General features: G+C 35.8%; 24 protein-coding genes. 8 read left to right on the top strand and 16 right to left on the bottom strand.

What is annotated here, in order from left to right; genetic code table 11:
* Nucleotides 1-40 precede the first annotated feature (40 nt).
* Complete coding sequence (locus ACQ5J2_RS07780; protein WP_432673160.1) at nucleotides 41-925, top strand: bifunctional 5,10-methylenetetrahydrofolate dehydrogenase/5,10-methenyltetrahydrofolate cyclohydrolase; 885 nt, start codon at nucleotides 41-43, stop codon at nucleotides 923-925.
* Between the two features lie 55 nt (nucleotides 926-980).
* On the opposite strand, the gene rluF is transcribed toward ACQ5J2_RS07780, so the two are convergent.
* The 4 genes from rluF to ACQ5J2_RS07800 form a co-directional block, all read right to left on the bottom strand.
* A complete protein-coding gene (rluF, locus tag ACQ5J2_RS07785; protein ID WP_432673161.1) occupies nucleotides 981-1,814 on the bottom strand; it encodes a 23S rRNA pseudouridine(2604) synthase RluF in 834 nt (277 codons plus the stop codon).
* An 88-nt stretch (nucleotides 1,815-1,902) separates the two neighbouring features.
* A complete protein-coding gene (locus ACQ5J2_RS07790; RefSeq protein WP_432673162.1) occupies nucleotides 1,903-2,745 on the bottom strand; it encodes an alpha/beta hydrolase in 843 nt (280 codons plus the stop codon).
* Nucleotides 2,746-2,779: 34 nt separating this feature from the next.
* On the bottom strand, nucleotides 2,780-3,559 hold the full coding sequence (locus ACQ5J2_RS07795; protein WP_432673163.1) for a zinc ribbon domain-containing protein: 780 nt from the start codon (nucleotides 3,557-3,559) through the stop codon (nucleotides 2,780-2,782).
* Nucleotides 3,560-3,562: 3 nt separating this feature from the next.
* Nucleotides 3,563-4,657, bottom strand: coding sequence for a Nif3-like dinuclear metal center hexameric protein (locus ACQ5J2_RS07800; protein ID WP_432673164.1), 1,095 nt, complete (start codon nucleotides 4,655-4,657; stop codon nucleotides 3,563-3,565).
* A 121-nt stretch (nucleotides 4,658-4,778) separates the two neighbouring features.
* Between ACQ5J2_RS07800 and ACQ5J2_RS07805 the strand changes: the two genes are divergently transcribed.
* Genes ACQ5J2_RS07805 through lpxK form a run of 3 tightly spaced genes read left to right on the top strand, consistent with a single transcriptional unit; the run spans nucleotide 4,779 to nucleotide 6,409 of the window.
* Entirely contained in the window at nucleotides 4,779-5,126 is a 348-nt protein-coding gene (locus ACQ5J2_RS07805) for a DUF2683 family protein (RefSeq protein WP_432673165.1), read from the top strand.
* The gene (locus ACQ5J2_RS07810; protein ID WP_432673166.1) at nucleotides 5,102-5,383 is read left to right on the top strand and encodes a Txe/YoeB family addiction module toxin; all 282 of its coding nucleotides are present in this window, start codon (nucleotides 5,102-5,104) and stop codon (nucleotides 5,381-5,383) included. The genes ACQ5J2_RS07805 and ACQ5J2_RS07810 overlap by 25 nt, the downstream gene beginning before the upstream one ends.
* A gap of 3 nt (nucleotides 5,384-5,386) precedes the next feature.
* Nucleotides 5,387-6,409 (top strand): tetraacyldisaccharide 4'-kinase, encoded by a 1,023-nt coding sequence (gene lpxK / locus ACQ5J2_RS07815; RefSeq protein ID WP_432673167.1) that lies wholly within the window; start codon nucleotides 5,387-5,389, stop codon nucleotides 6,407-6,409.
* Here lpxK and alr read toward each other — a convergent pair.
* Both alr and ACQ5J2_RS07825 read right to left on the bottom strand, forming a co-directional pair.
* Nucleotides 6,402-7,550 (bottom strand): alanine racemase, encoded by a 1,149-nt coding sequence (gene alr / locus ACQ5J2_RS07820; protein ID WP_432673168.1) that lies wholly within the window; start codon nucleotides 7,548-7,550, stop codon nucleotides 6,402-6,404. The two genes, lpxK and alr, sit on opposite strands and share 8 nt — an antisense overlap.
* On the bottom strand, nucleotides 7,540-8,688 hold the full coding sequence (locus ACQ5J2_RS07825; protein ID WP_432673169.1) for an amidohydrolase: 1,149 nt from the start codon (nucleotides 8,686-8,688) through the stop codon (nucleotides 7,540-7,542). Before ACQ5J2_RS07825 ends, alr begins: the two co-directional genes overlap by 11 nt.
* A gap of 315 nt (nucleotides 8,689-9,003) precedes the next feature.
* Here ACQ5J2_RS07825 and ACQ5J2_RS07830 point away from each other — a divergent pair, with 315 nt between their 5' ends.
* Complete coding sequence (locus tag ACQ5J2_RS07830; RefSeq protein WP_432673170.1) at nucleotides 9,004-9,816, top strand: purine-nucleoside phosphorylase; 813 nt, start codon at nucleotides 9,004-9,006, stop codon at nucleotides 9,814-9,816.
* A gap of 208 nt (nucleotides 9,817-10,024) precedes the next feature.
* Here the strand turns inward: ACQ5J2_RS07830 and ACQ5J2_RS07835 are convergent, their stop codons facing one another.
* Nucleotides 10,025-14,851, bottom strand: a complete 4,827-nt coding sequence (locus ACQ5J2_RS07835; protein WP_432673171.1) for a T9SS type B sorting domain-containing protein — start codon at nucleotides 14,849-14,851, stop codon at nucleotides 10,025-10,027.
* Between the two features lie 252 nt (nucleotides 14,852-15,103).
* On the opposite strand from ACQ5J2_RS07835, the gene ACQ5J2_RS07840 reads away from it, so the two are divergent.
* Both ACQ5J2_RS07840 and ACQ5J2_RS07845 read left to right on the top strand, forming a co-directional pair.
* Entirely contained in the window at nucleotides 15,104-15,394 is a 291-nt protein-coding gene (locus ACQ5J2_RS07840; protein WP_432673172.1) for a hypothetical protein, read from the top strand.
* Nucleotides 15,395-15,526 carry a hypothetical protein gene (locus ACQ5J2_RS07845; protein ID WP_432673173.1) on the top strand — a complete coding sequence of 44 codons (132 nt, stop codon included), beginning with the start codon at nucleotides 15,395-15,397 and terminating at the stop codon, nucleotides 15,524-15,526.
* A gap of 110 nt (nucleotides 15,527-15,636) precedes the next feature.
* Here the strand turns inward: ACQ5J2_RS07845 and gap are convergent, their stop codons facing one another.
* The 9 genes from gap to recF form a co-directional block, all read right to left on the bottom strand.
* Nucleotides 15,637-16,641 (bottom strand): type I glyceraldehyde-3-phosphate dehydrogenase, encoded by a 1,005-nt coding sequence (gap, locus tag ACQ5J2_RS07850; RefSeq protein ID WP_432673174.1) that lies wholly within the window; start codon nucleotides 16,639-16,641, stop codon nucleotides 15,637-15,639.
* Between the two features lie 39 nt (nucleotides 16,642-16,680).
* A complete protein-coding gene (gene lipA / locus ACQ5J2_RS07855) occupies nucleotides 16,681-17,553 on the bottom strand; it encodes a lipoyl synthase (protein ID WP_432673176.1) in 873 nt (290 codons plus the stop codon).
* 137 nt (nucleotides 17,554-17,690) lie between these two features.
* Nucleotides 17,691-18,536, bottom strand: a complete 846-nt coding sequence (locus ACQ5J2_RS07860; RefSeq protein WP_432673177.1) for an energy transducer TonB — start codon at nucleotides 18,534-18,536, stop codon at nucleotides 17,691-17,693.
* A 227-nt stretch (nucleotides 18,537-18,763) separates the two neighbouring features.
* Nucleotides 18,764-19,315 carry an RNA polymerase sigma factor gene (locus ACQ5J2_RS07865; RefSeq protein WP_432673179.1) on the bottom strand — a complete coding sequence of 184 codons (552 nt, stop codon included), beginning with the start codon at nucleotides 19,313-19,315 and terminating at the stop codon, nucleotides 18,764-18,766.
* Nucleotides 19,306-20,415, bottom strand: a complete 1,110-nt coding sequence (locus tag ACQ5J2_RS07870) for a glycosyltransferase (RefSeq protein ID WP_432673181.1) — start codon at nucleotides 20,413-20,415, stop codon at nucleotides 19,306-19,308. The genes ACQ5J2_RS07865 and ACQ5J2_RS07870 overlap by 10 nt, the downstream gene beginning before the upstream one ends.
* A gap of 94 nt (nucleotides 20,416-20,509) precedes the next feature.
* Nucleotides 20,510-21,523: a UDP-N-acetylmuramate dehydrogenase gene (murB, locus tag ACQ5J2_RS07875; RefSeq protein ID WP_432673182.1), complete on the bottom strand. Its 1,014-nt coding sequence runs from the start codon at nucleotides 21,521-21,523 to the stop codon at nucleotides 20,510-20,512.
* Nucleotides 21,524-21,596: 73 nt separating this feature from the next.
* Nucleotides 21,597-22,265 (bottom strand): DUF2461 domain-containing protein, encoded by a 669-nt coding sequence (locus ACQ5J2_RS07880; protein ID WP_432673184.1) that lies wholly within the window; start codon nucleotides 22,263-22,265, stop codon nucleotides 21,597-21,599.
* Nucleotides 22,266-22,315: 50 nt separating this feature from the next.
* The gene (locus tag ACQ5J2_RS07885; RefSeq protein WP_432673186.1) at nucleotides 22,316-22,702 is read right to left on the bottom strand and encodes a rhodanese-like domain-containing protein; all 387 of its coding nucleotides are present in this window, start codon (nucleotides 22,700-22,702) and stop codon (nucleotides 22,316-22,318) included.
* A 43-nt stretch (nucleotides 22,703-22,745) separates the two neighbouring features.
* Entirely contained in the window at nucleotides 22,746-23,825 is a 1,080-nt protein-coding gene (gene recF / locus ACQ5J2_RS07890; protein WP_432673187.1) for a DNA replication/repair protein RecF, read from the bottom strand.
* A gap of 156 nt (nucleotides 23,826-23,981) precedes the next feature.
* Between recF and ACQ5J2_RS07895 the strand changes: the two genes are divergently transcribed.
* A complete protein-coding gene (locus ACQ5J2_RS07895) occupies nucleotides 23,982-24,764 on the top strand; it encodes a tetratricopeptide repeat protein (RefSeq protein ID WP_432673188.1) in 783 nt (260 codons plus the stop codon).
* Nucleotides 24,765-24,786: the final 22 nt, after the last annotated feature.

Below are 24,786 nucleotides of genomic sequence, written 5' to 3' on the forward strand. Positions count from 1 at the left end.
ACTTTGAACCTAAAACGTAAACCTGAAAGAAAAGAAAACAATGCAAATATTAGACGGAAAGAAAACAGCTGATGATATTAAAAATGAGATTACTGCCGAAGTAAATATCATGAAACAAAACGGTGAAAAAGTGCCGCATCTTGCCGCAATTATTGTGGGAAATGATGGAGCAAGTTTGACCTATGTAGGAAGTAAAGTAAAAGCGTGTCAACGCGTAGGCTTTGAATCTACGTTAGTAAAAATGCCAAGCACTACTTCTGAAACCGAATTGCTAAAAAAAATTAAGCAATTGAATCAAGACGATAACATTGATGGATTTATCGTACAATTGCCTTTGCCCGAACAAATTGATACGCAAAAAGTGTTGATGGCTATCGATCCAAGTAAGGATGTAGATGGATTTCATCCGGAGAATTTCGGAAGAATGGCGTTGGATATGACCACTTTTATTCCCGCAACTCCCTTTGGTATTTTAGAATTATTAGAACGTTACAATGTGGAAACCCAAGGAAAACATACGGTAGTAATTGGTAGAAGCCACATTGTAGGTCGACCGATGAGTATCTTGATGGGACGAAAAGGTTTTCCAGGAAACTCAACCGTAACATTAACACACAGTTATACTAAAAACATCGCTCAAATTACCACACAAGCAGACATTATTATCACAGCGTTAGGTGTGCCGAATTATCTAAAAGCGGAGATGGTAAAAGATGGAGCAGTGGTTATTGACGTAGGAATTACACGTGTTGCAGACGACACTACCGAAAAAGGCTATAGAATAACAGGAGATGTTGATTTTGAATTCGTGTCGAAAAAAGCCTCATTTATTACGCCAGTTCCGGGTGGAGTTGGGCCAATGACGATTGCAATGCTGTTGAAAAACACATTATTAGCACGAGAACAACGGAAAGATAGAAATTAAATTTCTACAATTTATCCATAAAAAAGCCTTTGATAAAGAAGGCTTTTTCTGTTTATTATTTTCTAGGTGAGGGCCGTCCAAAACTTTTAGTAGCATTTGTTGGAGGATTTTTTCGCCAAGGTGTTTTATTTCTTGAAGCTTCAGAAGCTATTTTTGGTAAGCTCGCTTCTTCCGTTTTACTTGAAGGCTCAATAAGTTCATTTAATTGCGTAAACTCTTCTTCCGTCAAATCGCGGTAACGTCCAACTGGAATGTCAAGTGAAATATTAATGATACGCGTTCTTTTTAAGGCGGTGACTTCAAAATCTAAAAATTCGCACATCCTCCGAATTTGACGATTTAAACCTTGTGTCAAAATAATTCGAAACACATATTTACTGATTTGTTCCACCTTACATTCTTTGGTAATCGTATCCAAAATCGGAATTCCATTACCCATTTTCTCGATAAATCGGTCGGTAATTGGTCGGTTTACAGTGACAATGTATTCTTTTTCGTGGTTATTTCTAGCACGAAGTATTTTGTTCACAATATCACCGTCGTTGGTCATAAAAATTAAACCTTCACTGGCCTTGTCTAATCTTCCGATAGGAAAAATTCGTTCGGGATAATTGATGTAATCTACAATATTATTATAAACATCTAGATTCGTGGTGCATTCAATTCCAATAGGTTTATTAAAAGCGAGATAGATGTGTTTTTTGTTGTTTTCTCGAATCAATTTACCGTCAATTCGTATTTCATCTGTATCTGAAACTTTAGTACCCAAGTCGGCAACTTCACCATTGAGTAGTACTAATCCTTTCTCAATTAGTTTATCGGCTTCTCTACGAGAACAGTATCCTGTATCGCTGATAAATTTATTTAGACGTTTCAAATTTTCTTCCATACTGCAAAAGTAACAAAATAAAACGTGACAGTAAATTTGTAGTGCGTCAATCGTATCTTAATTTTTATAAGTGAAGAAGTTGCAGCATTTACAATCCTAAAAAAGCGGCAATCTTTTCGTAGACTTTCTCATCGTGCAAACTGTGTCCCAATCCTTTTGTTTGTATGAAATTAGCGTTTTTCCATGAATCAGCGATTTTTTGGCCGTCGCCAAATGAAACGATATCATCATCAACATCATGCACAATCAAACCAGGAATTTGAATCTCTTTGGCAAACGTACTACTCGAGAACGTGTTGATTTCCATGTTGAATTTATTTGAAAAATGAGTTTCAAGTTCCTTTTTCATTCTATTGTTTAAACTCAACAGCTTTACATAATTTTGCAGAATGTGCTGAAATTCTGACGGAGCTCCAAGGATGACCATTTTTTGTAAAGTTTCATTTTGAAAATGAGTGTGGTGGTATATGCAAGCCGCACCGCCAATGGAATGACCAATCAATACATTTGGTTTATATTGTTTGACCACAACGTCAATATAGGCTGCATATTTAATGACATTGAACTCTGTACCACCAGAAAGTCCGTGACCTGGTGCGTCTAGTGCTATGATTGTACTTCCGGTTTGTTGCAAATAAGGTAGCAATTTTTCCCAGCGAGAAGTATTACTTTCCCACCCGTGAACGAGTAAAATAACAGTTGAATTTCCTTCCCAAATATAGGTTTTTAAAAAATGTTCGCCGGCGTCAAAATTTTGAGAAGGTACATTTTGAAGTATTTCGGGCAAATTGTTTTCCGTCAGTTGACCTCTTCTAGGTTCGCTAAACAATCGGTAGGCAATGGATGCTGCTTTTTTAGGCTGGAAATAAACTTTGAAATTTAATCCCAGACCAATTGATTTTGTAAGTAGGAAATATTTTAATTTTTTCATAAAAAAAAGCCCCGAATTTCGGGGCTTAAATTATTTAGATGCTTGAAAACAAGCTTTCCATTTTTTCTCTTTCTTCTTCAGCCAGAACGCTGTCGACTAAAATTCGTCCAGAATGTTCGTCTGTAATAATTTTTTTACGAGCGGCAATTTCAACTTGTGTTTGTGGAGGAATAGTAAAAAACGAACCTGCTGAAGCACCTCTTTCGATAGATACTACTGCTAAACCGTTTCTAACACTACTTCTGATTCTTTTGTAAGCCGCTAATAAACGAGCTTCGATTAATGCTTCATATTCAGCTGATTTTTTATTTAAAAATTCTTCTTCTTTCGAAGTTTCAGCCATAATTGCATCTAATTCAGATTTTTTATGCACTAAATGAGTGCTTTTTTGCTCTAAACGTTCAGTCGATTGCTCGATGATTTGCTTTTTGTATTCCATCGAAGCTTTCATCTCTTTGATGTGCTTCTCAGACAATTGAATTTCCAATTCTTGGTATTCAACTTCCTTAGTCAATGAATTGAATTCACGATTGTTACGAACAGTTTCCTGTTGTTTTGTATATTTTTTGATGGCTTCAGTGTGCATGTCAATTGCATTTTTCTTGCTTTTGATTTGCTCTTCCATCGATTCCAAATCTGCTTTTAATTTTTCAGAACGTGAACTCAAACCAGCTACTTCATCTTCTAAATCTTCAACCTCTAAAGGAAGTTCACCTCTTACGTTTCTGATTTCGTCAATTCTTGAGTCAATCAATTGTAAATCGTAAATTGCTCTTAATTTGTCTTCAACACTCAATTCTTTTGTAGTCGCCATATATTATAAGTACTTAACAGGATTTGTATTTTCTTCTGATAAAATGATTGCAAAATTAGGCATTTTTTTCGTAAGATAATCAACAATATAATTTTTTGTATACCGTTCGCTTTCAAAATGGCCGATATCGGCTAAAAGTAGTTGGTTTTCAGCTTCGTAGAACTGGTGGTATTTTAAATCAGCGGTTAAAAAAGCGTTGGCACCTGCCTGAATTGCCTTAGAAATTGCCTCACTTCCTGAACCTCCTAAAACCGCAACCTTCTTAATTTTTTTATTCAAAAATGCACTGTGTCGAATTCCATCTGCTTTCATTTTGGTTTTTACCAATTGCAGAAATGAAGTTTCGTCCATTTCTTCGGGAAGTTCGCCAATCATTCCTAAACCAATATTTTGATGAATATTTAGCAAATCATAAATTTCATAAGCCACTTCTTCGTAAATATGACTTTCAAAAAGTGCTTCCAATATTTGATGTTGCAAATGTTTTTCAAAAGTGACTTCGATTTTGATTTCGTCTGCTTTTGTGAGTAGATTTCGCTCTCCAATTACGGGATTGCTATCTTCATTACCTTTATAGGTGCCAATTCCAATTGAATTAAAACTACAATTTTCATAATTTCCAATTGTTCCCGCTCCAGCATTAAATAAAGCAGTTCTTACTTTTTCTGCATTTTCAGAAACGGTAAAAGTGACTAATTTCTGAATGAAATTTGCTTTTGGAATTAAAATCCTCGTATTTATTAACCCTAGTGCATCACAGAATATTTTGTTGACGCCGTTTTTATGATTGTCCAAAGCCGTATGAACGGCATAAATCGCAATGTCATTCTTGATTGCTTTTATAATAGAACGTTCCACATAATTTTTACCGGTAATCTTCTTTAAACCTGAAAATAAAATGGGGTGAAAACAAACTACGAGATTACAGTTTTTGGCAATCGCTTCGTCAATTACTATTTCTAAAGCATCATGACAAACTAACACGCCTGTACAATCATTATTTTGATTTCCGACTAATAATCCAACATTATCAAAGCTTTCGGCATACGCTAAAGGAGCCATTTCTTCTAAAAAACCGAGTATTTGCTTAGTTTTCATTTGCTTGTTTTTTGAAAATAATAATAGAATTCAAAGATAAGTAACTAAATTCTGAAATTGGATTTCAGCAGAAAATTAAGTTGCACGTTTTTTGTATCTTTGTAAATCAAAGCAGATGGTTATGGAAACAATTACAATCAAAGTCAATGAAAACTCTAGAAAAGGCAAGGCTTTTATTGAGTTTTTGAAGGCATTTTTTTCAGAAGAAGGAGATGTACAACTTATAGCTATTGATGGCGTACTAGTGACTAATAGTTCAGAATCTGATTTCAAATCTGTGGCTGAAAATGGTGCAAAATATAAAACGATTCGGAAGGCAAAAAAAGAGATTAAAGTAAAATCTAGTGTGGAAACAGAAATAAGTCCTTATAATCCTGAATTTGTAAAAATGGTTTTGGATGCAGCAAAAAGCAAAAACAGAACTACAATAGATCCAAATGACATATGGGGAAGTTTAGGCTTGAAATAACAGATTTTGCAAAAAAGCAAATCACTCTTCATTATAAGTCAGGAGATAAAGGAACGGTAACTAAAATAAGTAAAATTCTTTTGGAGCTTACAGTTCATCCATTTGAAGGAGTTGGCAATCCAGAAAAATTAAAATACAATCTAGCAGATTTTTGGTCACGGAGAATCAATTCAAAAGATAGAATTATTTATTCCGTTAATGAGAATTTGGTTTTGGTAGAAGTCATTTCCGCAATGGGTCATTACAACGACAAATAATTTATGAAATCCCTCCGCATACTACTTTTTCCTTTCGCCATCTTATATGGTTTGATTACTTCAATTCGAAATTTCTTTTTTGATAAAGGTATTTTGAAATCTACCTCATTCAATATTCCAGTTATTGCTGTTGGAAATTTAAGCGTGGGTGGAACGGGTAAAACACCTCAAATAGAGTATTTAATCCGATTGCTTTTTCAAAAATATAAGGTCGCCACTTTGAGTCGCGGTTATAAAAGAAAGTCGGAAGGTTTTGTTTTGGCAGATGAGACTTCAAATGCTGAAATTTTAGGCGACGAACCTTTTCAGTATTTTCAAAAATTTCCACAAATTCAAGTGGCCGTTGATGCTAATCGGACAAATGGCATTCAGCAATTGTTGGCACAAAAAAATCCACCAGAAATTATTTTATTAGACGACGCTTTTCAGCATCGAAAGGTAAAGGCGGGTTTGTATATTTTATTGACGGCTTATGCTGATTTATATTGCGATGATTTTATTTTGCCAATGGGAAATCTTCGTGAAAGTAGAAGTGGAGCGAAAAGAGCAAAAATTATAATTGTTACTAAATGTCCGAAAACACTTTCGCTTGACGAAAAAAATAAAATGAAGGCGAAATTAAATTTGAATTCCAATCAAAAGTTATTTTTTACCTCGATAAGTTATGACGAAACTGTTTTTTCAAAAAATGGGCAAATTCCCGTTGCTGAAATTCAATCAATAGATAAAGTACTTCTCGCGGGAATTGCCAAACCTGAACCGTTTTTCAATTATTTAAAAAAAGAAGGGGATGAAGTTTTGAGATTCCCCGACCATCATCATTTTTCGGATAGTGAAATTGTAGAAGTTAAAAGAAAGGCAAATCATAAATTAATTATTACGACGGAAAAAGATTATGTGCGAATTGCAGATAAATTTCCCAAAGAACAGTTGTTTTACTTGCCCATTAAAAGTGAGTTTATGGAAGATGCGAATGTATTTGATAAATCGATTTTAAATTTTATTGAAAAGTTTTCAGCTAAATAATTGTCCGCGGAATTCCTTTATCCAAACGCGTCAATAACTCGTAGTTTAATGTGTTACTGAAGTCACTGAACGATGCAATTGAAATAGAAACATCTTCTTGATTTCCTATCAAAACGACTTCGTCTCCTTTCTTTACCTCGTCTAAATCACTAACATTTACTGTTAACATATTCATGTTCACTGTTCCAATAACCATGCATCGTTTTCCGTTAATCAAAACGCGACCGAGATTACTCAACGACCGACTGTAGCCGTGGGAATATCCCACAGGCACCACTGCGATTTTCATTTTTTCAGAAGCCATAAAACTCGTTCCGTAACCCACATAATCACCTGGTTTGATTTTTTTGACGCTCATCACTTCGCTTTTCCATGAAATAATGCGTTGCAAAGGGTCTTTTGTGATATTGTTTTCATTCATATAATTCACAAAAACTTCCGGACTCGACCACAAACCGTACTGCATGATTCCAATTCGGACTAAATCCATTCGGGTGTCTGGAAACATCATTGATGCCGCTGAACAAGCGGTATGTCGGATTTTTGGATGCAATTTTTCCTTTTTTAAAATTTCTTCAATTTCTGTAAAACGAGCAATTTGATTTTTAATTCTAGAAAGATTGGCCACACTTTCAGCTCCAGCATAATGAGTACAGAGTCCTTCAAAAAACAGTACCGCTGCATTTTCCTTCATCATTTTTGCAACCCAAGGGAGTTCTCGTTTATCAAAACCTGTTCGGTTCATTCCTGTTTCAACTTCTATGTGGATTAACGCTTTCTTATTTAATTTCTTGGCAATTTTAATCGTTTTCTGCAACCTTACTTTATCAAAAACATAGAACGAAACGTCATTTTCAATTGCCCAAGCCACATCAGTTTCAGATACAAAACCCATAATCATTACGTCAACATTATCTTGCAATTCTTTTCTAACGGCTCGCGCTTCATCCGCATCAAAAACGGAAAAGTGATTCACGCCGCAATTGTAGGCTGCTCGAGCAAATTGTGGAATGCCGTGTCCATATGCATTTCCTTTAATAACAGATGAAAGAATGATTTTTTTGCCAAAAGTTTTTCTTAAAAAACTAATGTTGTTCTGCAGCGCTTTTTGACTGATTTCTATATGGGAATTAGTGTGCATGGTGTATTTCTTTAATTATTTGATAAAACATTTTGGCTCCTGTTGAAATTAATTCGTCTGGAAAATCATAGTCGGGATTGTGTAAAGACGGTACCTGTTCACCAGCACCTAAGCCAAACATTGCACCCGGAAAATGCTCCGTGAACAAACCAAAATCTTCACCCCAACTGAACGGTGTTTCTTTTTCTAATAAATTAAAACCGTTTGTTTCCGCAGCTTTTCGAATGTAAGAAACGGCCTCAGCATTATTCTCATTGGCCCGAAATTGTTGTGTCCAATTGATGGTGGGTGTTAATTTGTAACGTGTCGCAATTTTCTGAACCGCATCAATTAATTCACTCTCAATTCGGTCCATGTTCTTGTTGCTGTTGCTTCTTATGGTGAAGTGAATTTCACCAAAACCTGCCGAAACGCCGTACGCTTTTTTACCCATATTGATATAAATAGGAGTAATTAAGCAAAAACTTTCCAGTGAAATATCAAATTGAATTTTGGAATTAAAATTTGTTATAATTTCCGAAATCGCCAATGCAGGATTTGTTCCATTTTCTGGTTCGGCAGCATGTGCCGTTTTTCCGGAAAGTTCGATAATCATACTGTTTACAGCACATGAAAATGTCTGATTTTTAACTACAACTTGACCTAAAGGAAATCCTGGTAAATTGTGTAATGCAAAAATAAAATCAGGTTTAATATTTTTAAAAATCGGGTCATTTAATACTTTTTTCGCTCCTTCGCCATCTTCTTCGGCAGGTTGAAATAATAAACAAACAGTTCCGTCAAAAGCATCTGCATTTGATACCAAAGTCGCAACACCACATAAAATCGCCATGTGTCCGTCGTGTCCACATTTATGGGAAACACCATCGATAGCTGATTTATGATTGAATTCGTTGATTTCTTGAATAGGCAAAGCATCCAATTCACAACGAATTAAAGTCGCCGGACCTGCATTTGTTCCTTTGAAAACAGCAATTATGCCTGTGTCAGCAATCGGATGTAGTATTTCTGTAGGATTGTAATTTTTTAAAAAGGAAATTATTCGTTCCGAGGTTTTAAATTCTAATCCTGAAAGTTCAGGATTTTGATGTAAGGTATGTCGTAATTGTGTGAGTTCGCGAATGATTTTTTCTTGCATATTTTTTTTATAGATGACAATTTCTCTTCTGCACTAATTTAGGAAGAGGTATTGTCATAAATTTAAAAATAAATAAATAAAACTCTTCTAGGGATAATCAGTGGAATCTTTCTGCAGACAATAATTAGGAATGCCATTGTTAAAGCGTGAAAAAGACGATGAAAAATGTCGCTTTAGGCAAATATATAAAAATTAGAGCCTAATTACGGTCATTTTTCACTACTTCTTAGGGAAACTGAGTGCTTTGATATTAAAAATTCCTATTTTTGATATAGAATTACCTTTAGCGTTATAAAAATAAAATTATATAAAATCATGTGGGATAAAATACAAGAGACCGTAAATTATATTAAGAATAAAACAAATTTCACTCCTGAGTACGGCGTGATTTTAGGTTCGGGTTTAGGAAGTTTTACAGATGACATCAGTATCGAATTTACTTTGCCTTATACAGAAATACCCAATTTTCCAGTTTCTACCGTAGAAGGACATCAAGGTGCTTTGGTATTTGGAAAGATTGGGACGAAGAATGTTGTAGCCATGCAAGGTCGTTTTCATTTCTACGAAGGTTATGATATGAAGGAAGTGACTTTTCCTGTTCGTGTGATGAAATATTTGGGAGTTGAAAAATTAATAGTTTCAAATGCTTCCGGAGGTGTAAATCCAAATTATAAAGTGGGTTCGATTGTTATTTTGAAAGACCAAATCAACATGATGCCGGAACATCCTCTGAGAGGGAAAAACGATGAACGTTTAGGGCCGCGCTTTGTAAATATGAGCGAACCTTTTTCAAGAAAAATGATTCACAAAGCTAAAGGAATTGCTGAAAAATCAGGAATTGAAGTGCATGATGGTATTTATTTAGGTTTGCAAGGTCCAACATTTGAAACACTTGCTGAGTATGGAATGGTAAAAAAATTAGGTGCAGATTGCGTCGGAATGTCAACTGTTCCAGAAGTAATTGTGGCAAGACACATGGACTTAGAAACTTTTGGGGTATCAGTTATAACGGATATGGGTGATGAACACAGTATCGAAAGTATTTCTCATGCAGAAGTGTTAGAAGCTGCCAAGGCGGCGGAACCTCATGTTCGCGATTTAATTCGAGAATTGATTCTTCAATACTAATTCTACAAATTAGAACTTTTAATTAATAAGCCCTTATTGAAAAGTATACTTTTTGTCTCCAAATTAATCGGGGAGGTAAAAAGTATACTTTTTCTTTTGAAAAGTTCCCGCGTGACGAAAAAGTATACTTTTTCAACTATTAAATAATTGAGGGTGATAAAAAAGTACAACTTTCTTATCACCCTCAATTAATTTAGTCTTGTGTTTCTTACCTTTTTAAAGAAAAATGCGAACGAAACTCTTTTAATTCAGCATTTCTATCGATATAATTTAACGTAAACCAGTAATCAGTAGAAGGAAGTGGGTAACCGTTTAAAGTTCCATCCCAATACTCATTAAGATACGGTTTGATTGCTTTTACTAATTTACCATAACGGTCAAATATAAATATTTGAGCGGCTTGTTGATTTGACAATCCTTCAATGAACCAAGTATCATTATATCCATCATTATTAGGAGTAAAATATCGTGGGTAATTCAAAGCGAAAACACTTAGCGTTGTAATGCCACAGCCATTTTTATCGATAACTGTAATAGTGTAGATGCCTTGATTGACAATGAAATGATTGTCCTCTTGAGGCCAATTGTCGTTCAATTGATAAAGGTAATCCCCAGAACCACCCGTAACCGTTACTGTTATGATTTGACCGTTGTCAAAATCCTTTTCAACAGTAGCTGTAGCAATCGCTTTGGATGATTTTATCACATTTGCCGAAGCGGTAGCGGTACAGCCCGTAGTATTATTAGTTACAGTAACTTCATATAAACCTTCTTCAGTAGCTACATGTAAATTTGTCGTTGTAGTTAGCGGTTGTCCATTCAAAGTCCATACAAAAGTGTGGTCTGCATTAGAAACACCACACTGCATATTTACCGTTGAAATATAGCTTCCTGTTACTGAATCTTCACAAATGTACTGGTCCGTTAATAGCGGATTTGGCGCAAGATATACCGTAATATCGAAGGTTGTGCTACTACAAACCGAAGTGGTGGTATAAATAATCGTACTAAATCCAGGTCCAACGGGTGTAACCAATCCATCCGCGTCAACTGTTGCAGCATTAACATTTGAAGACGACCATGTTCCTCCAGCAGTTGCATTTGACAATTGCAACGTGTCACTCATACAAACGGTATCATTTCCAGTAATTGGGGTTACAGCACCCGCATTATTAACTACAATTGTCAAGGTTGTTGAAGTCGCACATTGATTGGCATTTGGCAAAAAAGTATAGGTCGTAGTTGCTGTATTGTCTAGTGCTGGAGTCCACGTACCTGTAATTCCATTGTTAGAAGTTGTAGGTAAAGGGAATAAATTATCGCCTTCGCAAATAGGATTCACAGTGGTAAATGTGGGCACAACTTCTGGATTCACCGTAATGGTTAACTGAGCATTTTCCGCACATTGCCCTGCATTTGGTACAAAAGTATAAGTTGTGGTTGCGGTATTATTTAAAGCGGGTGACCACGTTCCAGAAATTCCATTGGTAGAAGTTGTAGGTAAAGCAGCTAAAGCTCCACCTGAACAAATTGGAGCAACAGCATTAAATGTGGGTGTTACTTTTTGATTCACCGTAATTGTTAATGGAGTAGTTACCGCACATTGACCCGCACTTGGTGTAAATGTATAGGTTGTAGTTGCAGTATTATTCAAAGCAGGTGACCAAGAACCTGTAATACCATTATTAGAAGTTGTCGGTAAAGCAGACAAGGTTCCACCGGAACATATTGCAGGAACCGCCGTAAAAGTTGGTGTAATATTCGGATTTACAGTAATTGTCAACGTTTGCGTTGTCGCACATTGCCCTGCACTTGGTGTAAATGTATATGTTGTAGTTGCCGTATTATTTAAAGCAGGTAACCAAGAACCTGTAATGCTATTATTAGAAGTTGTCGGTAAAGCAGTCAAAGTTCCACCGGAACATATTGCAGGAACCGCCGTAAATGTTGGTGTAACATTTGGATTCACAATAATTGTCAACGTTTGCGTTGTCGCACATTGCCCCGCACTTGGTGTGAATGTATACGTTGTAGTTGCGGTATTATTTAAAGCGGGTGACCAAATTCCTGTAATTCCATTGGTAGAAGTTGTCGGTAAAGCAGTCAAAGTTCCACCAGTACATATTGCAGGAACTGCTGTAAATGTTGGTGTAACATTTGGATCCACAGTAATTGTCAACGTTTGCGTTGTCGCACATTGCCCCGCACTTGGTGTAAATGTATAAGTAGTAGTTGCAGTATTATTTAAAGCAGGTGACCAAGAACCTGTAATACCATTATTAGAAGTGGTCGGTAAAGCAGACAAAGTTCCACCAGAACATATTGCAGGAACTGCTGTAAATGTTGGTATAGTACTAGGATTTACAGTAATTGTCAACGTTTGATTTGTCGCACATTGACCCGCACTTGGTGTAAATGTATAAGTAGTAGTTGCCGTATTATTTAAAGCAGGTAACCAAGAACCTGTAATACTATTATTAGAAGTTGTCGGTAAAGCAGCTAAAGTTCCGCCGGAACATATTGCAGGAACCGCCGTAAATGTTGGTGTAACATTTGAATCCACAGTAATTGTCAACGTTTGCGTTGTCGCGCATTGACCCGCACTTGGAGTAAATGTATAAGTGGTAGTTGCCGTATTATTTAAAGCAGGTGACCAAGAACCTGTAATACTATTATTAGAAGTGGTCGGTAAAGCAGACAAAGTTCCACCAGTACATATTGCAGGCACTGCTGTAAATGTTGGTGTAACATTTGGATCCACAGTAATTGTCAACGTTTGCGTTGTCGCACATTGAGCCGCACTTGGAGTAAATGTATAAGTAGTAGTTGCAGTATTATTTAGAGCAGGAGACCATGTTCCATTAACACTATTATTAGAAGTTGTAGGAAGTGCTGACAAAGTTCCACCAGTACATATTGCAGGAACTGCTGTAAATGTTGGTGTAACATTTGGATCCACAGTAATTGTCAACGTTTGCGTTGTCGCACATTGCCCCGCACTTGGAGTAAATGTATAAGTCGTAGTTGCAGTATTATTTAGAGCAGGAGACCATGTTCCATTAATACTATTATTAGAAGTTGTCGGTAAAGCAGACAAAGTTCCGCCAGAACAAATTGCAGGTACTGCCGTAAATGTTGGTGTCGTACTAGGATTTACCGTAATTGTCAATGTTTGCGTTGCCGCACATTGCCCAGCATTTGGTGTAAATGTATAAGTGGTAGTTGCAGTATTATTTAAAGCTGGTGACCACGTTCCAGAAATACTATTGTTAGAAGTTGTCGGTAAAGCAGACAAAGTTCCGCCAGAACAAATTGCAGGTACTGCCGTAAATGTGGGTGTACTACTCGGATTCACAATGATAGTCAAAGTCGTATTAATAGCACATTGTCCAGCACTTGGTGTAAATGTATAAGTGGTAGTTGCAGTATTATTTAAAGCAGGTGACCACGTCCCCGAAATTCCAGTTGTAGAAGTTGTAGGAAGTGCTGACAAAGTTTCGCCAGAACAGATTGCAGGAACTGCTGTAAAAGTTGGTGTAACAGCTGGATTCACAGTAATTGTCAACGTTTGAGTTGTCGCACATTGCCCCGCACTTGGTGTAAAAGTATAAGTGGTAGTTGCCGTATTATCTAAAGCAGGCGACCACGTTCCATTAATGCTATTATTTGAAGTGGTCGGTAAAGCAGCCAACGCCTCACCTGAACAAATGGCTGGAACCGCTGTAAAGGTCGGTGTAGTACTAGGATTTACCGTAATGGTTAGCGTTGTAGTTGTAGCACATTGCCCAGCAGTAGGTGTAAAAGTATAAGTAGTAGTAGTGGTATTGTTTAATGCCGGTGTCCAAGTTCCATTAATACTATTATTTGAAGTCGTAGGTAAAGCAGCTAAAGTTTCACCCGAACAAATGGCAGGAACTGCTGTAAACGTTGGAGTAATGTTTCCCGCAGAAACCGTAACATTTAAGGTATAAGGCACCGCACATTGGCTAGTACCTGGCGTAAATACATAACTTCCACTTGTAGTACTACTAACGGTTGCTGGCGACCAAGTTCCATTTATACCATTGTTTGATTGGGAAGGAAGCAAAGGTGCAGCTTGCCCATTACACAAAGCATTATTAATAGTAAAAGTGGGTGTAGTCGCTGCATTAACGGTGATTGTAACGGTATCATTTATTGCCGCTCCACAAGCATTGGTAGCGGTCAATGTTACTGTAATAGTTCCAGTAGCAGTAGCAGGTATTGTGTAATTTGTATTTAATGTCGAAGCCGAACTAAAAGTCCCTTCAGGTGCCGTCCATGCAACACTTGTCTGCCCTTGAGCCGTTCCTGAAAGACTCACAGTCGTTCCTGCACAAGCACTCGCAGGACTTGAACCTGCATCTACAGTGAATGGTTGCACGGGTGCGGAACATCCGTTGTTATAATAGGTAGGAACTCCGGAAGCTGTAAAGCTAACTGAAGCTCCAGAATCTGGAGATAAGTCATTTCGAACATATGTTACTGTATCTGAACAACCACCTCCAAAAGTAACCGATAATGTTCTACTTCCCGACGTCGCGTAATTTCCAAAATGACCACCTGTTGTGGTAGAATTCTGAAATAGAATATAAGTGTTTTCAGTTAATGCTCCGAAGGAATTTGCTGCCGTATCAAATAAATAACTAGTTACTACAATTACAGGTACATTCGCAGGTAAAACGCCTCCTATTGGTTGTAAAAGTTGAGCACAACCTCCAGCCGCTATAATGTCAGCATTTAGAGTAGCAACCTTTGCTGTAGTTGTGGCGTTTTGAACAAAACCATTCCATGATTGAGAGGGCCAATTTATAGAGATAGTACTTGTATTTATAGGTGAAGTACCAACTCTAAAACGGAACATTTCATTATAACCTTCAGTGTTCGGAACTTGAGTACAAGCTGCAACAAATATAGATTCAATTTGAGGACATTGTGCATACATTGCATTTGTAGAAATACAAAAAAACGCGATTATCAGTAGTAATTTTTTCAAAAAAGAAGAAAATTGGGTCATCAGTTTTAATATTTTAAAGCGATGCAAGTTAATTTGTTTTTTTTAAAAAAGAAGCAAATTGAAAATTATCTTTTTATTAAGATTTTGAAGAAATAAACCTCTCCGTCAAATATATAATTGTCGAAGAAAAACAAGCATCTCAGTTAGCTAATCGGTTATTTCCTATCTTCACTATCCAAAATTCAATTTCAACAAAACACTATCTAACTCCAAAAAAGCAATACACCTCCAAAACTTTCCGACTCTACATCTTTGAAAGACAATACCAAAAAGGAAATAGACAATACCAAAGTGGAACAAGACAATACCCAACTGGAACAAGACAATACCCAATTGGAACAAGACAATATCCAATTGGAACAAGACAATACCCAACTGGAACAAGACAATATCCAATTGGAACAAGACAATACCCAACTGGAACAAGACAATATCCAATTGGAACAAGACAATACCCAATTGGAACAAGACAATACCCAATTGGAACAAGACAATACCCAATTGGAACAAGACAATACCCAATTGGAAAAAGACAATACCTAAATGGAACTAGACAATACCCAATTGGAACAAGACAATATCCAATTGGAACTAAGCAATACCCAACTGGAACAAGACAATATCCAATTAGAACTAAGCAATACCCAAATGGAACTAGACAATACACAATTCTAGAAAGGCAATGTCAAACACCACCTATCCAGTTTCATTATATACACTTAGTTTCCGCTGTTTTTGCGAAGATGAAGCAACCTCGAGAGGGTTTGGGGTAAGGAACAAAAATCCTACTTCCGCGAAGGCGTAATCTTTTCTATCAAATCAATAATGCGAGAAGAATAACCAATTTCATTGTCATACCAACCCACAATCTTAACCATTTTGTGTAGAACAGAAGTCAGCTGAGAATCAAAAACACAAGAATTTTTGTTTCCAATAATATCCACCGAAACTATCGGGTCTTCGGTATAAGCAAGAATTCCCTTCAATTCATTTTCAGAAACTTCCTTAAACCGTTGATTAATCTCTTCTATAGAAACTTCTTTTTTAACGTAACAAGTAATGTCCGTCAATGAGCCGTCAGGAACAGGAACACGAATCCCGCTTCCGCCAATTTTTCCTTCCATTTCTGGAAAAATTTTCGTCAACGCTTTTGCCGCTCCAGTAGTTGTAGGAACTATAGATTGACTGGCACCGCGAGCTCTTCGTAAATCCTTGTGCGGTTGGTCGTGCAAGCTCTGGTCAGTCGTGTAGGAGTGAACAGTAGTTATATAAGCTTGTTCAATTCCGCATAAATCATCGATAACCTGTATCATTGGAGCTGCATTATTTGTAGTACAACTCGCATTGGAGATAATAATTTCCGAACCATCTAAAATTTCATCATTCACCCCTAAAACTACTGTTTTAATGGCGTCATCCTCGGAAGGTGCCGAAAGAATTACTTTTTTGGCACCAACTAAAATATGTGTATTCAGTTCGTCAAAAGTTTTATATTTACCTGTGCATTCAACCACAATATCAATTGAATGCTGTTTCCAAGGCAAATTCTTTAATTCTTTTTCGTGTGAAAATAAATAGGATTTTCCGTGGACAATAATTGCATCTTCGTCATAACTGCATTCGTAAGGTAAAACTCCGTGAATACTATCATATTTGATGAGGTGCGACATTGTTCGATTATCGGCGATGTCGTTAATCGCAATAACTTCAATCGTGGGATGGTTCAGTAAAAGGCGAAATAAATTCCGACCAATTCTACCAAAACCATTGATGGCAATTCTTGTTTTCATTTTTTTATTTACAAATTCCCCCTTTGGGGGTTAGGGGGCCTATAAAATATGTTTCTGTGCTTTGTAAGAAGAACGAACTAAAGCCCCACTTTCAACGTGACGAAAACCTAATTCTAATCCAATTTTTTCGTACTTCGCAAACTGGTCTGGAGTAATGTATTCTTTAACAGGAAGGTGTTTTTTACTAGGCTGTAAATATTGACCAATCGTTACTACATCCACATTTGCATCGCGTAAATCATGTAAAGTTTGAATAACTTCTTCTTCTAATTCACCTAATCCCAACATAATTCCCGACTTGGTTCTTCTGATACCTTGTGCTTTTAAGTAACGTAAAACCTCTAAACTTCGGTCGTATTTCGCTTGAATTCGAACTTCACGTGTCAATCGTCTAACCGTTTCCATATTGTGCGAAACTACTTCTGGATTCGCTTCGATAATTCGGTCAATGTTTCTTTCAATTCCTTGAAAATCGGGAATCAATGTTTCTAAAGTGGTCGTTGGATTCATTCTGCGAATCGCTTTCACTGTTTCAATCCAAATAATCGAACCACCATCTTTCAAATCATCACGGTCTACACTAGTTACTACCGCGTGTTTGATGTTCATGATTTTAATAGACCGGGCTACTTTTTCAGGTTCGTCCCAATCTACCGTTTCTGGTCTACCGGTTTTTACACCGCAAAATCCACAAGAACGGGTACAGGTGTTTCCCAAAATCATGAAAGTTGCAGTTCCTTCACCCCAACATTCACCCATATTCGGGCAACTTCCCGAAGTACAAATGGTGTTAAGTTGGTACTTGTCAACTAATCCTCGAAGTTCAGTGTATTTTTTGCCTATTGGTAACTTTACCTTTAGCCATTTTGGTTTTCCCGTGGGAAGTATATTTGATTCTAAAACGGTTTCCATGCTTACATTTTTTGAAGCCACAAAGATAGGGATATAGATTTTAAAAAGTAACGAAATGACTTTAAATCCTGATTTGTGGAAAAGGCGAAACCGCAAGAAAAACAATTCCTGCGGTTTCTATTTGTAGTCACCTATTTCTAATTCTGCTTCACGACTATTGGTAAATTATAAGAAGTTCGAACGGGTTTGCCGTTTAAAATACCCGGAGTCCATTTGGTCTTTAAACTTTTCAATACCCGAATTGCTTCTCTGTCTAATCCATATCCAGGATTTCCTAAAACTTCAATATCGGTCATGCTTCCATCTTTTTCAATGACAAATGAAACATAGACTTTAATGGTATTTGCAATCTCAGTATCTGGTGTTTTAAAATTTCGACCAACGTACGTATAAAACTTATTCATTCCTCCAGGAAAAGTAGGTTGTTTGTCTAAAATTGCTGAAATATGTGTTTCATTGTCAGTTCCATTTGTTCCATCAGCATTTCCTTCTAACAATGTTCCAGTTCCGCCTTTAATTCCGCCGTTTTCACTACCAAGGATTCCACCTTCTGACGGTTTTGAAGTTGTGTTCTGTGCTTCTTCATTAGTGTTGATATCGGTTTTTGCATTTTCCTTTACAGTAACAGTTGGGTCAATTAAATTGTCTTTTTTGACTTCAGTTTTTGGTTGTTCCGTTTCTTTTTTCGTTAACGGTGCTACGGTTTCTTCTACTGGTTTTTTCTCTGGTGGAAAGACAATTGAAGAAGCATCTACAAGAATTACAGGTGGTAGATTTTCAATTAGAGCTAATGGTTTTTCACCAAATTTGTTAAGAATTATTGGAATAGAAACCAGAAAGGTAATTAGTAAAAAGCCGATTGCTAATGCTTTTAAAGTAGTTTTGGGATTTTCCTGTCGCAATTGATACGCTCCGTATTCTTTGTTACGGTTTTCAAAAACGAGGTCAATCCATCTTTCGCTGTAAATACTTTGATTTGCCATGATGTAAATAATTTAAAGTTAAAGTAGATGTGTTTCATGACTAATGGATTGTTTAATTATTTAACGTCAACTACGTGTAATTTATTGTTAATTGTTCTAAAATAAATACAAATAATTGAGTAGCCCTGATTGAAATGGAAATCCTTCTGATTTTTCTTCAGAAGATTGAAATGGAAAGCAGGAAAATGGATTGCTGGAAAAGCCCGAACGATTCGCTTCTAAAAATATTACCGTTGGTCTTTGATAATTTCTGCTAATAATTTTTTAGCACGAAGCAATTTGATTTTTACATTACTCAACGGCTCTTCAATTTTATCGGAAATTTCCTGATACGTCATTTCTTGAAAATACCGCAGTTGAATTACTTCTTGGTAATGTGGTTTCAACTCCTTAATATATTGCAGTAATTGTGACAAGTTTTGTTCGGTAATCAATTCGTCTTCCGCGGAAGGTGCAGTATCGGCAACATTGTAGGCTTGATAATCTTCCTCGTCTGTAATTTCAACAAATAGGGAAGATTTTTTTTTGCGTAACAAATCAATATGAACGTTTTTTGCAATAGCAATCAGCCAAGTATTGAACTGAAATTCGGGGTTGTAATTGGCAATTTTGTCAAAAGCTTTAGCAAAAGTTTCGATGGTAATGTCTTCCGTATCAGTTTCATTTTCTGTGCGTTTAAGCATAAATCCAAAAACTTCATTCCAATAGAAATCCAATAGAAAAGTGAAGGCAATCTGGTCGCCATTTTTTGCTTTCTCTATTTGTGTTTTTATTTCCAATGTACGGGTTTCGAAAAAAGATTGGTGATAAAAATGTTTAGTTGTGTGAAGATAAGTACAATTTCGATAATTGGATACCAAAACATCACATCTTTTTCATTTAATTTTCCAGCACCAAAGCCCAGTGAAACCCACGTAAATAAATAGCGAAAAACCACTAAACTAACAACTGCAATCCATTGAAACTGGAAAGCCAATAATACAATTGGTAATAAAAGCATTAGAAGTTGGGTCAGAAAAAAAAGGCTCAATTGTATTTTATCAAACGCTTTATAATAAGTTGCGGTGGAAACATGACGTCTTTTTTGGGTAAACCAATCACCGTAAGTTGTTTTTGGTTCCGAACTGGTAAAACTTTCAGGAGTGTAACAAATAGTAGTGTTTTTATGATTTGCGGCTTGATTAATAAACAAATCATCGTCACCCGAAAGAATTCTCATGTGGTCGATAAAACCATTTACATTGAAAAATTCTTCTTTTTTATAAGCGAGATTTCTGCCAATTCCCATATACGGTTTTCCTATTCTTGCCCAAGAAAAATATTGAACTGCAGTTAATAACGTTTCAAAACGGATGATTTTATTGATAAACGATTTCGGAATTTTATCATAAGCACCATAACCCAAAACAATGGTTTTTTGCATGGTGAAGTTGGAACTCATTTCCGCAATCCAGTTAGGAGAAGTGGGGTAGCAATCGGCATCAGTAAAGAGTAGATATTCCTTGGTTGCCGCTTTAATTCCTAAAGTTAAAGCGAATTTTTTGTTTCCCCAAAAAGCCTCGTTATTTTCAACTTTTACCAATCGAACATTGGAATATTCTTTTTCAAAAGCTTCAAAAATATCTAAAGTTGCGTCATTTGAAGCGTCGTCAATTAAGATAATTTCAAAATCGGGATAGTCTTGTTGTGCTAATAATGGAATGAATTTCGCTACATTTTCTGCCTCATTTTTGGCGCAAACGATTACCGAAATCGGAATCTTTTTAAGGTTGTTTTTTTTTGCTTTTACAAAAGAAAACTTCCCAAAAACAATGATGTAATACAAGAATTGAATTGCAACAACAGCCACAAAAATCCAAAAAAGTACAGTTAGTATCATGTTATTTTCCCTTGTTAAAATCGGGTGCAAAATTAGGTAAAACTTTCTAGTAAAAATAGACTTTAAAAAAATATTTTAAAATAACTGTAATCCTTTAAATTACATTCACTTCCGCTTCAATATGGATGCCGAATTTTTCAAAAACGGTTTGCTGGATATCTTTTGAAACCGCTAAAATTTCCTGACCTGTTGCATTGCCATAATTGACCAAAACAAGTGCTTGGTTTTTATGAATTCCAGCGTCGCCAAAACGTTTTCCTTTAAAACCAGCTTGTTCAATCAGCCAACCTGCCGGCACTTTTACTTCGGTTTCTGAAACTTCGTAGAATTTCATTTCGGGAAAATTCGGATGTATTTTCTCAAAGTCACTTTTCAAAACAATTGGATTTTTGAAGAAACTGCCGCTATTTCCTAATTCCTTAGGGTCGGGAAGTTTGCTTCTGCGAATTGCAATTACCGCATTACTAACTTCTTTTAACGTAGGTTGGGTTATATTTTGTTTCGCTAATTCAGCAATAATATCGCCATAAGAAGTTCTAATGGCGTGATTTACTTTTGTTAATTTAAAAATTACTGACGTAATAATGAATTTGTCTTTTGCATCCTGCTTGAAGACACTTTCGCGGTACCCAAAATTACATTCCGAGTGCAAAAAAGTTTTCATTTCTTGCGTGGCAATTTCCATCGCTTCGCAGGAATCAAAGGTGTCTTTTATTTCCGTCCCGTAAGCACCAATATTTTGAACAGGAGTTGTTCCTACATTTCCAGGAATCAACGACATATTTTCCAATCCGCCGAAATCGCGTTCCAATGTCCACAATACAAATTCATGCCAGTTTTCACCTGCTTGACTTTCCACCCAAACGTAGTTTTCTGTTTCTCTAATGATTTTTTTTCCTTTCAAATCTAAGTGAATCACCAAGGCGTCGATGTCTTGGGTCAATAACATATTACTTCCGCCACCTAAAATAAATTTTATTTTAGAAGTGTTTTCTTGCAATACTTGACGTAATTCGTCTACAGAATGAACGGCAACAAACTCTTTTGCTTTCGCTTCGATGCCAAAAGTATTGTGGTTTTTTAGAGAAAAATTCGCAAGAAGTTCCATAGTTTGTTAAGGTAAATTTAGAGTTCAAATTTAGAAGAATTAAAGTTCTTTTAAACTGAAAATAAAATTAATTTTATTCCTCTGTTGTCAAAGCGCGATTGATGAAATCGTTCAAAGGCTTTAGTACAATTAATTTTTCTACTGTTTTTTTTACGAAATCACTTTTGGTTGCCTCGTTGTAATCGAATTTTTGGGTAGCGGTAAAACTTTTTAATTTTAAAAACTCAATTGCAGGATGGTCTTTTTCGTAATCTTTTGGCGCATTTTTAAGGCTGTTGGTTTGGTCCAAATTTCCGTAAATCTTCTTAAATGATTTTTCGCTGACAATATCTTCCAAGTCTTCATAAAAAAATGCAATTTCCTTTCGCACTTTTTTCAAATCAGGGGCTTCTGGCGAATAAAAACCTCCAGCAATAAAGCTGTCAGTAGGTCCAATATGAACGTAATATCCGGCTCGATTCGCACCTTTTGCTCCAGACGACATCCAGATGCCCAAATGATTTTTATAAGGAGTTTTGTCTTTTGAAAAGCGTATATCGCGGTTGATTCTAAAAGTGCAATTTTTAATTTCCAATAATTCTAAAGACGGGTCTAAAGGTCTCATTTCCGTCAAAAATTCTGCAACTAGATTTTGATAATCAGATTTATATTTCTCGTACCGCTTTTTGTTATCCACAAACCAGTCACGGTTATTGTTTGCTGTTAAATCGTCAATGAATTTTTTGGAATCTTTTGAAAGCATTGTCTGTTATTTATTCAATTAAACTTTTAATTGGTATGTGAATTAAAATTCTATTTAGGTAAATTAGCTTTATTCCAACTGCCTATTCCGCCGTCTAACTCGTAAATTTCTGTGAATCCCATTTCTGATAATTTTGCAGTAGCTTGAGCGCTTCTGCCACCGCTTTTACAATAGACGTAAACTGGTTGTGATTTGTCAAGTTTCGAAGCCTTTTCCTCAAAATCTGTCGCTTTCCAATTTATATTTTTTGCTCCGCTAATGTGTTGCTCGTTGAATTCTTCGGGCGTGCGAACGTCGATAAGTTGAATTTCAGATTTTTTGTCTATTTTTTCGCTAAATGTTTTGGCGTCAAGCAAGATGATTTTCTTGTTTTCCTGACCTTGACACGAAAATAAGGTTAAGGTAAAAAGAATTAATAATATTTTAAAGTACTTCATAATTTTTTAAATTTAAGAGGTAAATATACTGATTTTTGGAATCTTAAAGGTTAAAAATTCTATAACTCTGATTCGTCGATTTAATAATATTTTCGGTTCGTTCAGGATGCGTGTCTGAAATAAATAGTTGACCAAATTGTTCATTGTCAATCATTTTAATTATTTTTTCGACGCGACTTTCGTCCAATTTGTCAAAAATATCATCGAATAATAAAATTGGGTTTTCGCCGCTTTCTTTTTTGACAAATTCAAACTGAGCTAATTTCAACGCAATTAAAAATGACTTTTGTTGGCCTTGTGAACCAAATTTCTTAATTGGAAATTCATCAATTTCAAACAATAAATCGTCCTTATGAATGCCGACACTTGTGTATTGTAAAGCTCTATCTTTATTGAGATTTTCTTTCAGCAGTTGGAGTAAATCTGCATGGTGCAAACTACTTTCGTAAACCAATCGCACTCGCTCTTCCGAACCTGTAATGGCGTGATGGTGCTTGTTGAAAATTGGAATAAATATTTCGATGAACGCTTTTCTTTTTTCAAAAATCAGCTGTCCCAACTGGTTCAATTGTTCGTTGTAAATACTCAAAGTATCTTGCTCAAATGTATGATTTAAAGCGAAATATTTCAGTAATGCATTTCGCTGACTGATGATTTTCTGGTATTGAATGAGTTTTTGCAAATAATTTGCATCCAATTGAGAAATAACACTGTCAATAAATTTTCGACGTGTTTCGCTTCCTTCGATAATTAAATCTTGGTCTGCTGGTGAAATAATTACAAGAGGAATAAAACCAATGTGGTCGGAGAATTTCTCGTAGACTTTTCCATTTCTTTTTAGGATTTTCTTCTGGCCTTTTTTCAAACTGCACAAAATTTGTTCAGTACGGTCTTGTTTTGAAAATTCGGCATCTATAACAAAAAATTCTTCGCCGTGACGAATATTTTGTACTGCTAAAGGATTGAAATAGCTTTTCCCGTAGGCGAGATGGTAAATTGCATCAAGCACATTTGTTTTTCCAATTCCGTTTTTGCCCACAAAACAGTTGATTTTAGGGTCAAAATCGAAATCAATTTCAGAAAAATTCTTATAATTAAAAAGGGATAATTTTTTTAAATGCATGTTAAAAAGCCTGCTTTTAGGGAGAAATTTGGTGTAAAGTAACAAAAAAACCATGGTATTTTTTGACTGGTTTTAAAATAATAAAAAATATCAATAGAAACTCCTTTCAAATATGAATAAAAATTTTATTTTTGCACCTCACTAAATTAAATTTAAATGGCAACGTATAATAAAAGAGGATACAAAGCACCTAAACCTAAGGAAGATAAAATTGATAATGAATATCTTGACAATGTAGCTATCGATGAGACAGATAGTACTACAGCTGAGGTCTTTAATTCCTTAGATGAAACGGCTTCACGTACAGAGGACTTTGTTGCTAGAAACCAGAAATTAATTTTAGGAATTGTAGGTGCTATTGCTATTGCAGCAATCGCTTATACTTTATATGTTAAGTTTGTTGCTGATCCAAAAGAAATTGATGCAACAACAGAAATGTATATGGCTCAGAAAAATTTCCAGATGGCGACAGATGGAACAGCTTCAGATTCTTTATATAATTTAGCTTTAAATGGTGCAGAAGGTAAATTAGGCTTTGTGAAAATTGCAGAAGATTTTTCAGGAACTGATGCAGGAAATTTAGCAAATTATTATGCAGGAATAGCTTATTTGAATACGGGTAAATACGATGAAGCTATCACATATTTGGGTAAATTTAATTCAGATGATGTGATATTGAAAGCTTTAGCACTTGGTGCATTAGGTGATGCTCATTCACAAAAAAATCAAATGAAAGAAGCTTTGGATTTTTACAAAAAAGCACTTTCTTCAGATGAAAATGATTTTACAACTCCACGGTTTACATTAAAAGCGGGAAGTACAGCTTTAGCTTTAGGAAATAAAGAAGAGGCTTTGAAATTTTTTACAGATATTAAAGAAAAATACGAATCAAGTACAGAAGCTCAAGGAATTGACGCTTTGATTGGATTAGCTCAATAATTTGTTTTAAATTTCAGATTTT

It is taken from the genome of Flavobacterium sp. SM2513, from assembly GCF_050908145.1.
GTDB lineage: Bacteria > Bacteroidota > Bacteroidia > Flavobacteriales > Flavobacteriaceae > Flavobacterium.

Coding starts and splice junctions, on each gene's coding strand:
- ACQ5J2_RS07870 (WP_432673181.1), bottom strand. CDS start 20,415: ATGATACTAACTGTACTTTTTTGGATTTTTGTGGCTGTTGTTGCAATT.
- murB (WP_432673182.1), bottom strand. CDS start 21,523: ATGGAACTTCTTGCGAATTTTTCTCTAAAAAACCACAATACTTTTGGC.
- ACQ5J2_RS07830 (WP_432673170.1), top strand. CDS start 9,004: ATGTGGGATAAAATACAAGAGACCGTAAATTATATTAAGAATAAAACA.
- ACQ5J2_RS07810 (WP_432673166.1), top strand. CDS start 5,102: ATGGGGAAGTTTAGGCTTGAAATAACAGATTTTGCAAAAAAGCAAATC.
- ACQ5J2_RS07880 (WP_432673184.1), bottom strand. CDS start 22,265: ATGCTTTCAAAAGATTCCAAAAAATTCATTGACGATTTAACAGCAAAC.
- ACQ5J2_RS07835 (WP_432673171.1), bottom strand. CDS start 14,851: ATGACCCAATTTTCTTCTTTTTTGAAAAAATTACTACTGATAATCGCG.
- alr (WP_432673168.1), bottom strand. CDS start 7,550: ATGCACACTAATTCCCATATAGAAATCAGTCAAAAAGCGCTGCAGAAC.
- ACQ5J2_RS07790 (WP_432673162.1), bottom strand. CDS start 2,745: ATGAAAAAATTAAAATATTTCCTACTTACAAAATCAATTGGTCTGGGA.
- ACQ5J2_RS07885 (WP_432673186.1), bottom strand. CDS start 22,702: ATGAAGTACTTTAAAATATTATTAATTCTTTTTACCTTAACCTTATTT.
- lpxK (WP_432673167.1), top strand. CDS start 5,387: ATGAAATCCCTCCGCATACTACTTTTTCCTTTCGCCATCTTATATGGT.
- ACQ5J2_RS07860 (WP_432673177.1), bottom strand. CDS start 18,536: ATGGCAAATCAAAGTATTTACAGCGAAAGATGGATTGACCTCGTTTTT.
- recF (WP_432673187.1), bottom strand. CDS start 23,825: ATGCATTTAAAAAAATTATCCCTTTTTAATTATAAGAATTTTTCTGAA.
- ACQ5J2_RS07845 (WP_432673173.1), top strand. CDS start 15,395: ATGGAACTAGACAATACCCAATTGGAACAAGACAATATCCAATTGGAA.
- ACQ5J2_RS07805 (WP_432673165.1), top strand. CDS start 4,779: ATGGAAACAATTACAATCAAAGTCAATGAAAACTCTAGAAAAGGCAAG.
- ACQ5J2_RS07825 (WP_432673169.1), bottom strand. CDS start 8,688: ATGCAAGAAAAAATCATTCGCGAACTCACACAATTACGACATACCTTA.
- ACQ5J2_RS07895 (WP_432673188.1), top strand. CDS start 23,982: ATGGCAACGTATAATAAAAGAGGATACAAAGCACCTAAACCTAAGGAA.
- rluF (WP_432673161.1), bottom strand. CDS start 1,814: ATGGAAGAAAATTTGAAACGTCTAAATAAATTTATCAGCGATACAGGA.
- lipA (WP_432673176.1), bottom strand. CDS start 17,553: ATGGAAACCGTTTTAGAATCAAATATACTTCCCACGGGAAAACCAAAA.
- ACQ5J2_RS07780 (WP_432673160.1), top strand. CDS start 41: ATGCAAATATTAGACGGAAAGAAAACAGCTGATGATATTAAAAATGAG.
- ACQ5J2_RS07800 (WP_432673164.1), bottom strand. CDS start 4,657: ATGAAAACTAAGCAAATACTCGGTTTTTTAGAAGAAATGGCTCCTTTA.
- ACQ5J2_RS07795 (WP_432673163.1), bottom strand. CDS start 3,559: ATGGCGACTACAAAAGAATTGAGTGTTGAAGACAAATTAAGAGCAATT.
- gap (WP_432673174.1), bottom strand. CDS start 16,641: ATGAAAACAAGAATTGCCATCAATGGTTTTGGTAGAATTGGTCGGAAT.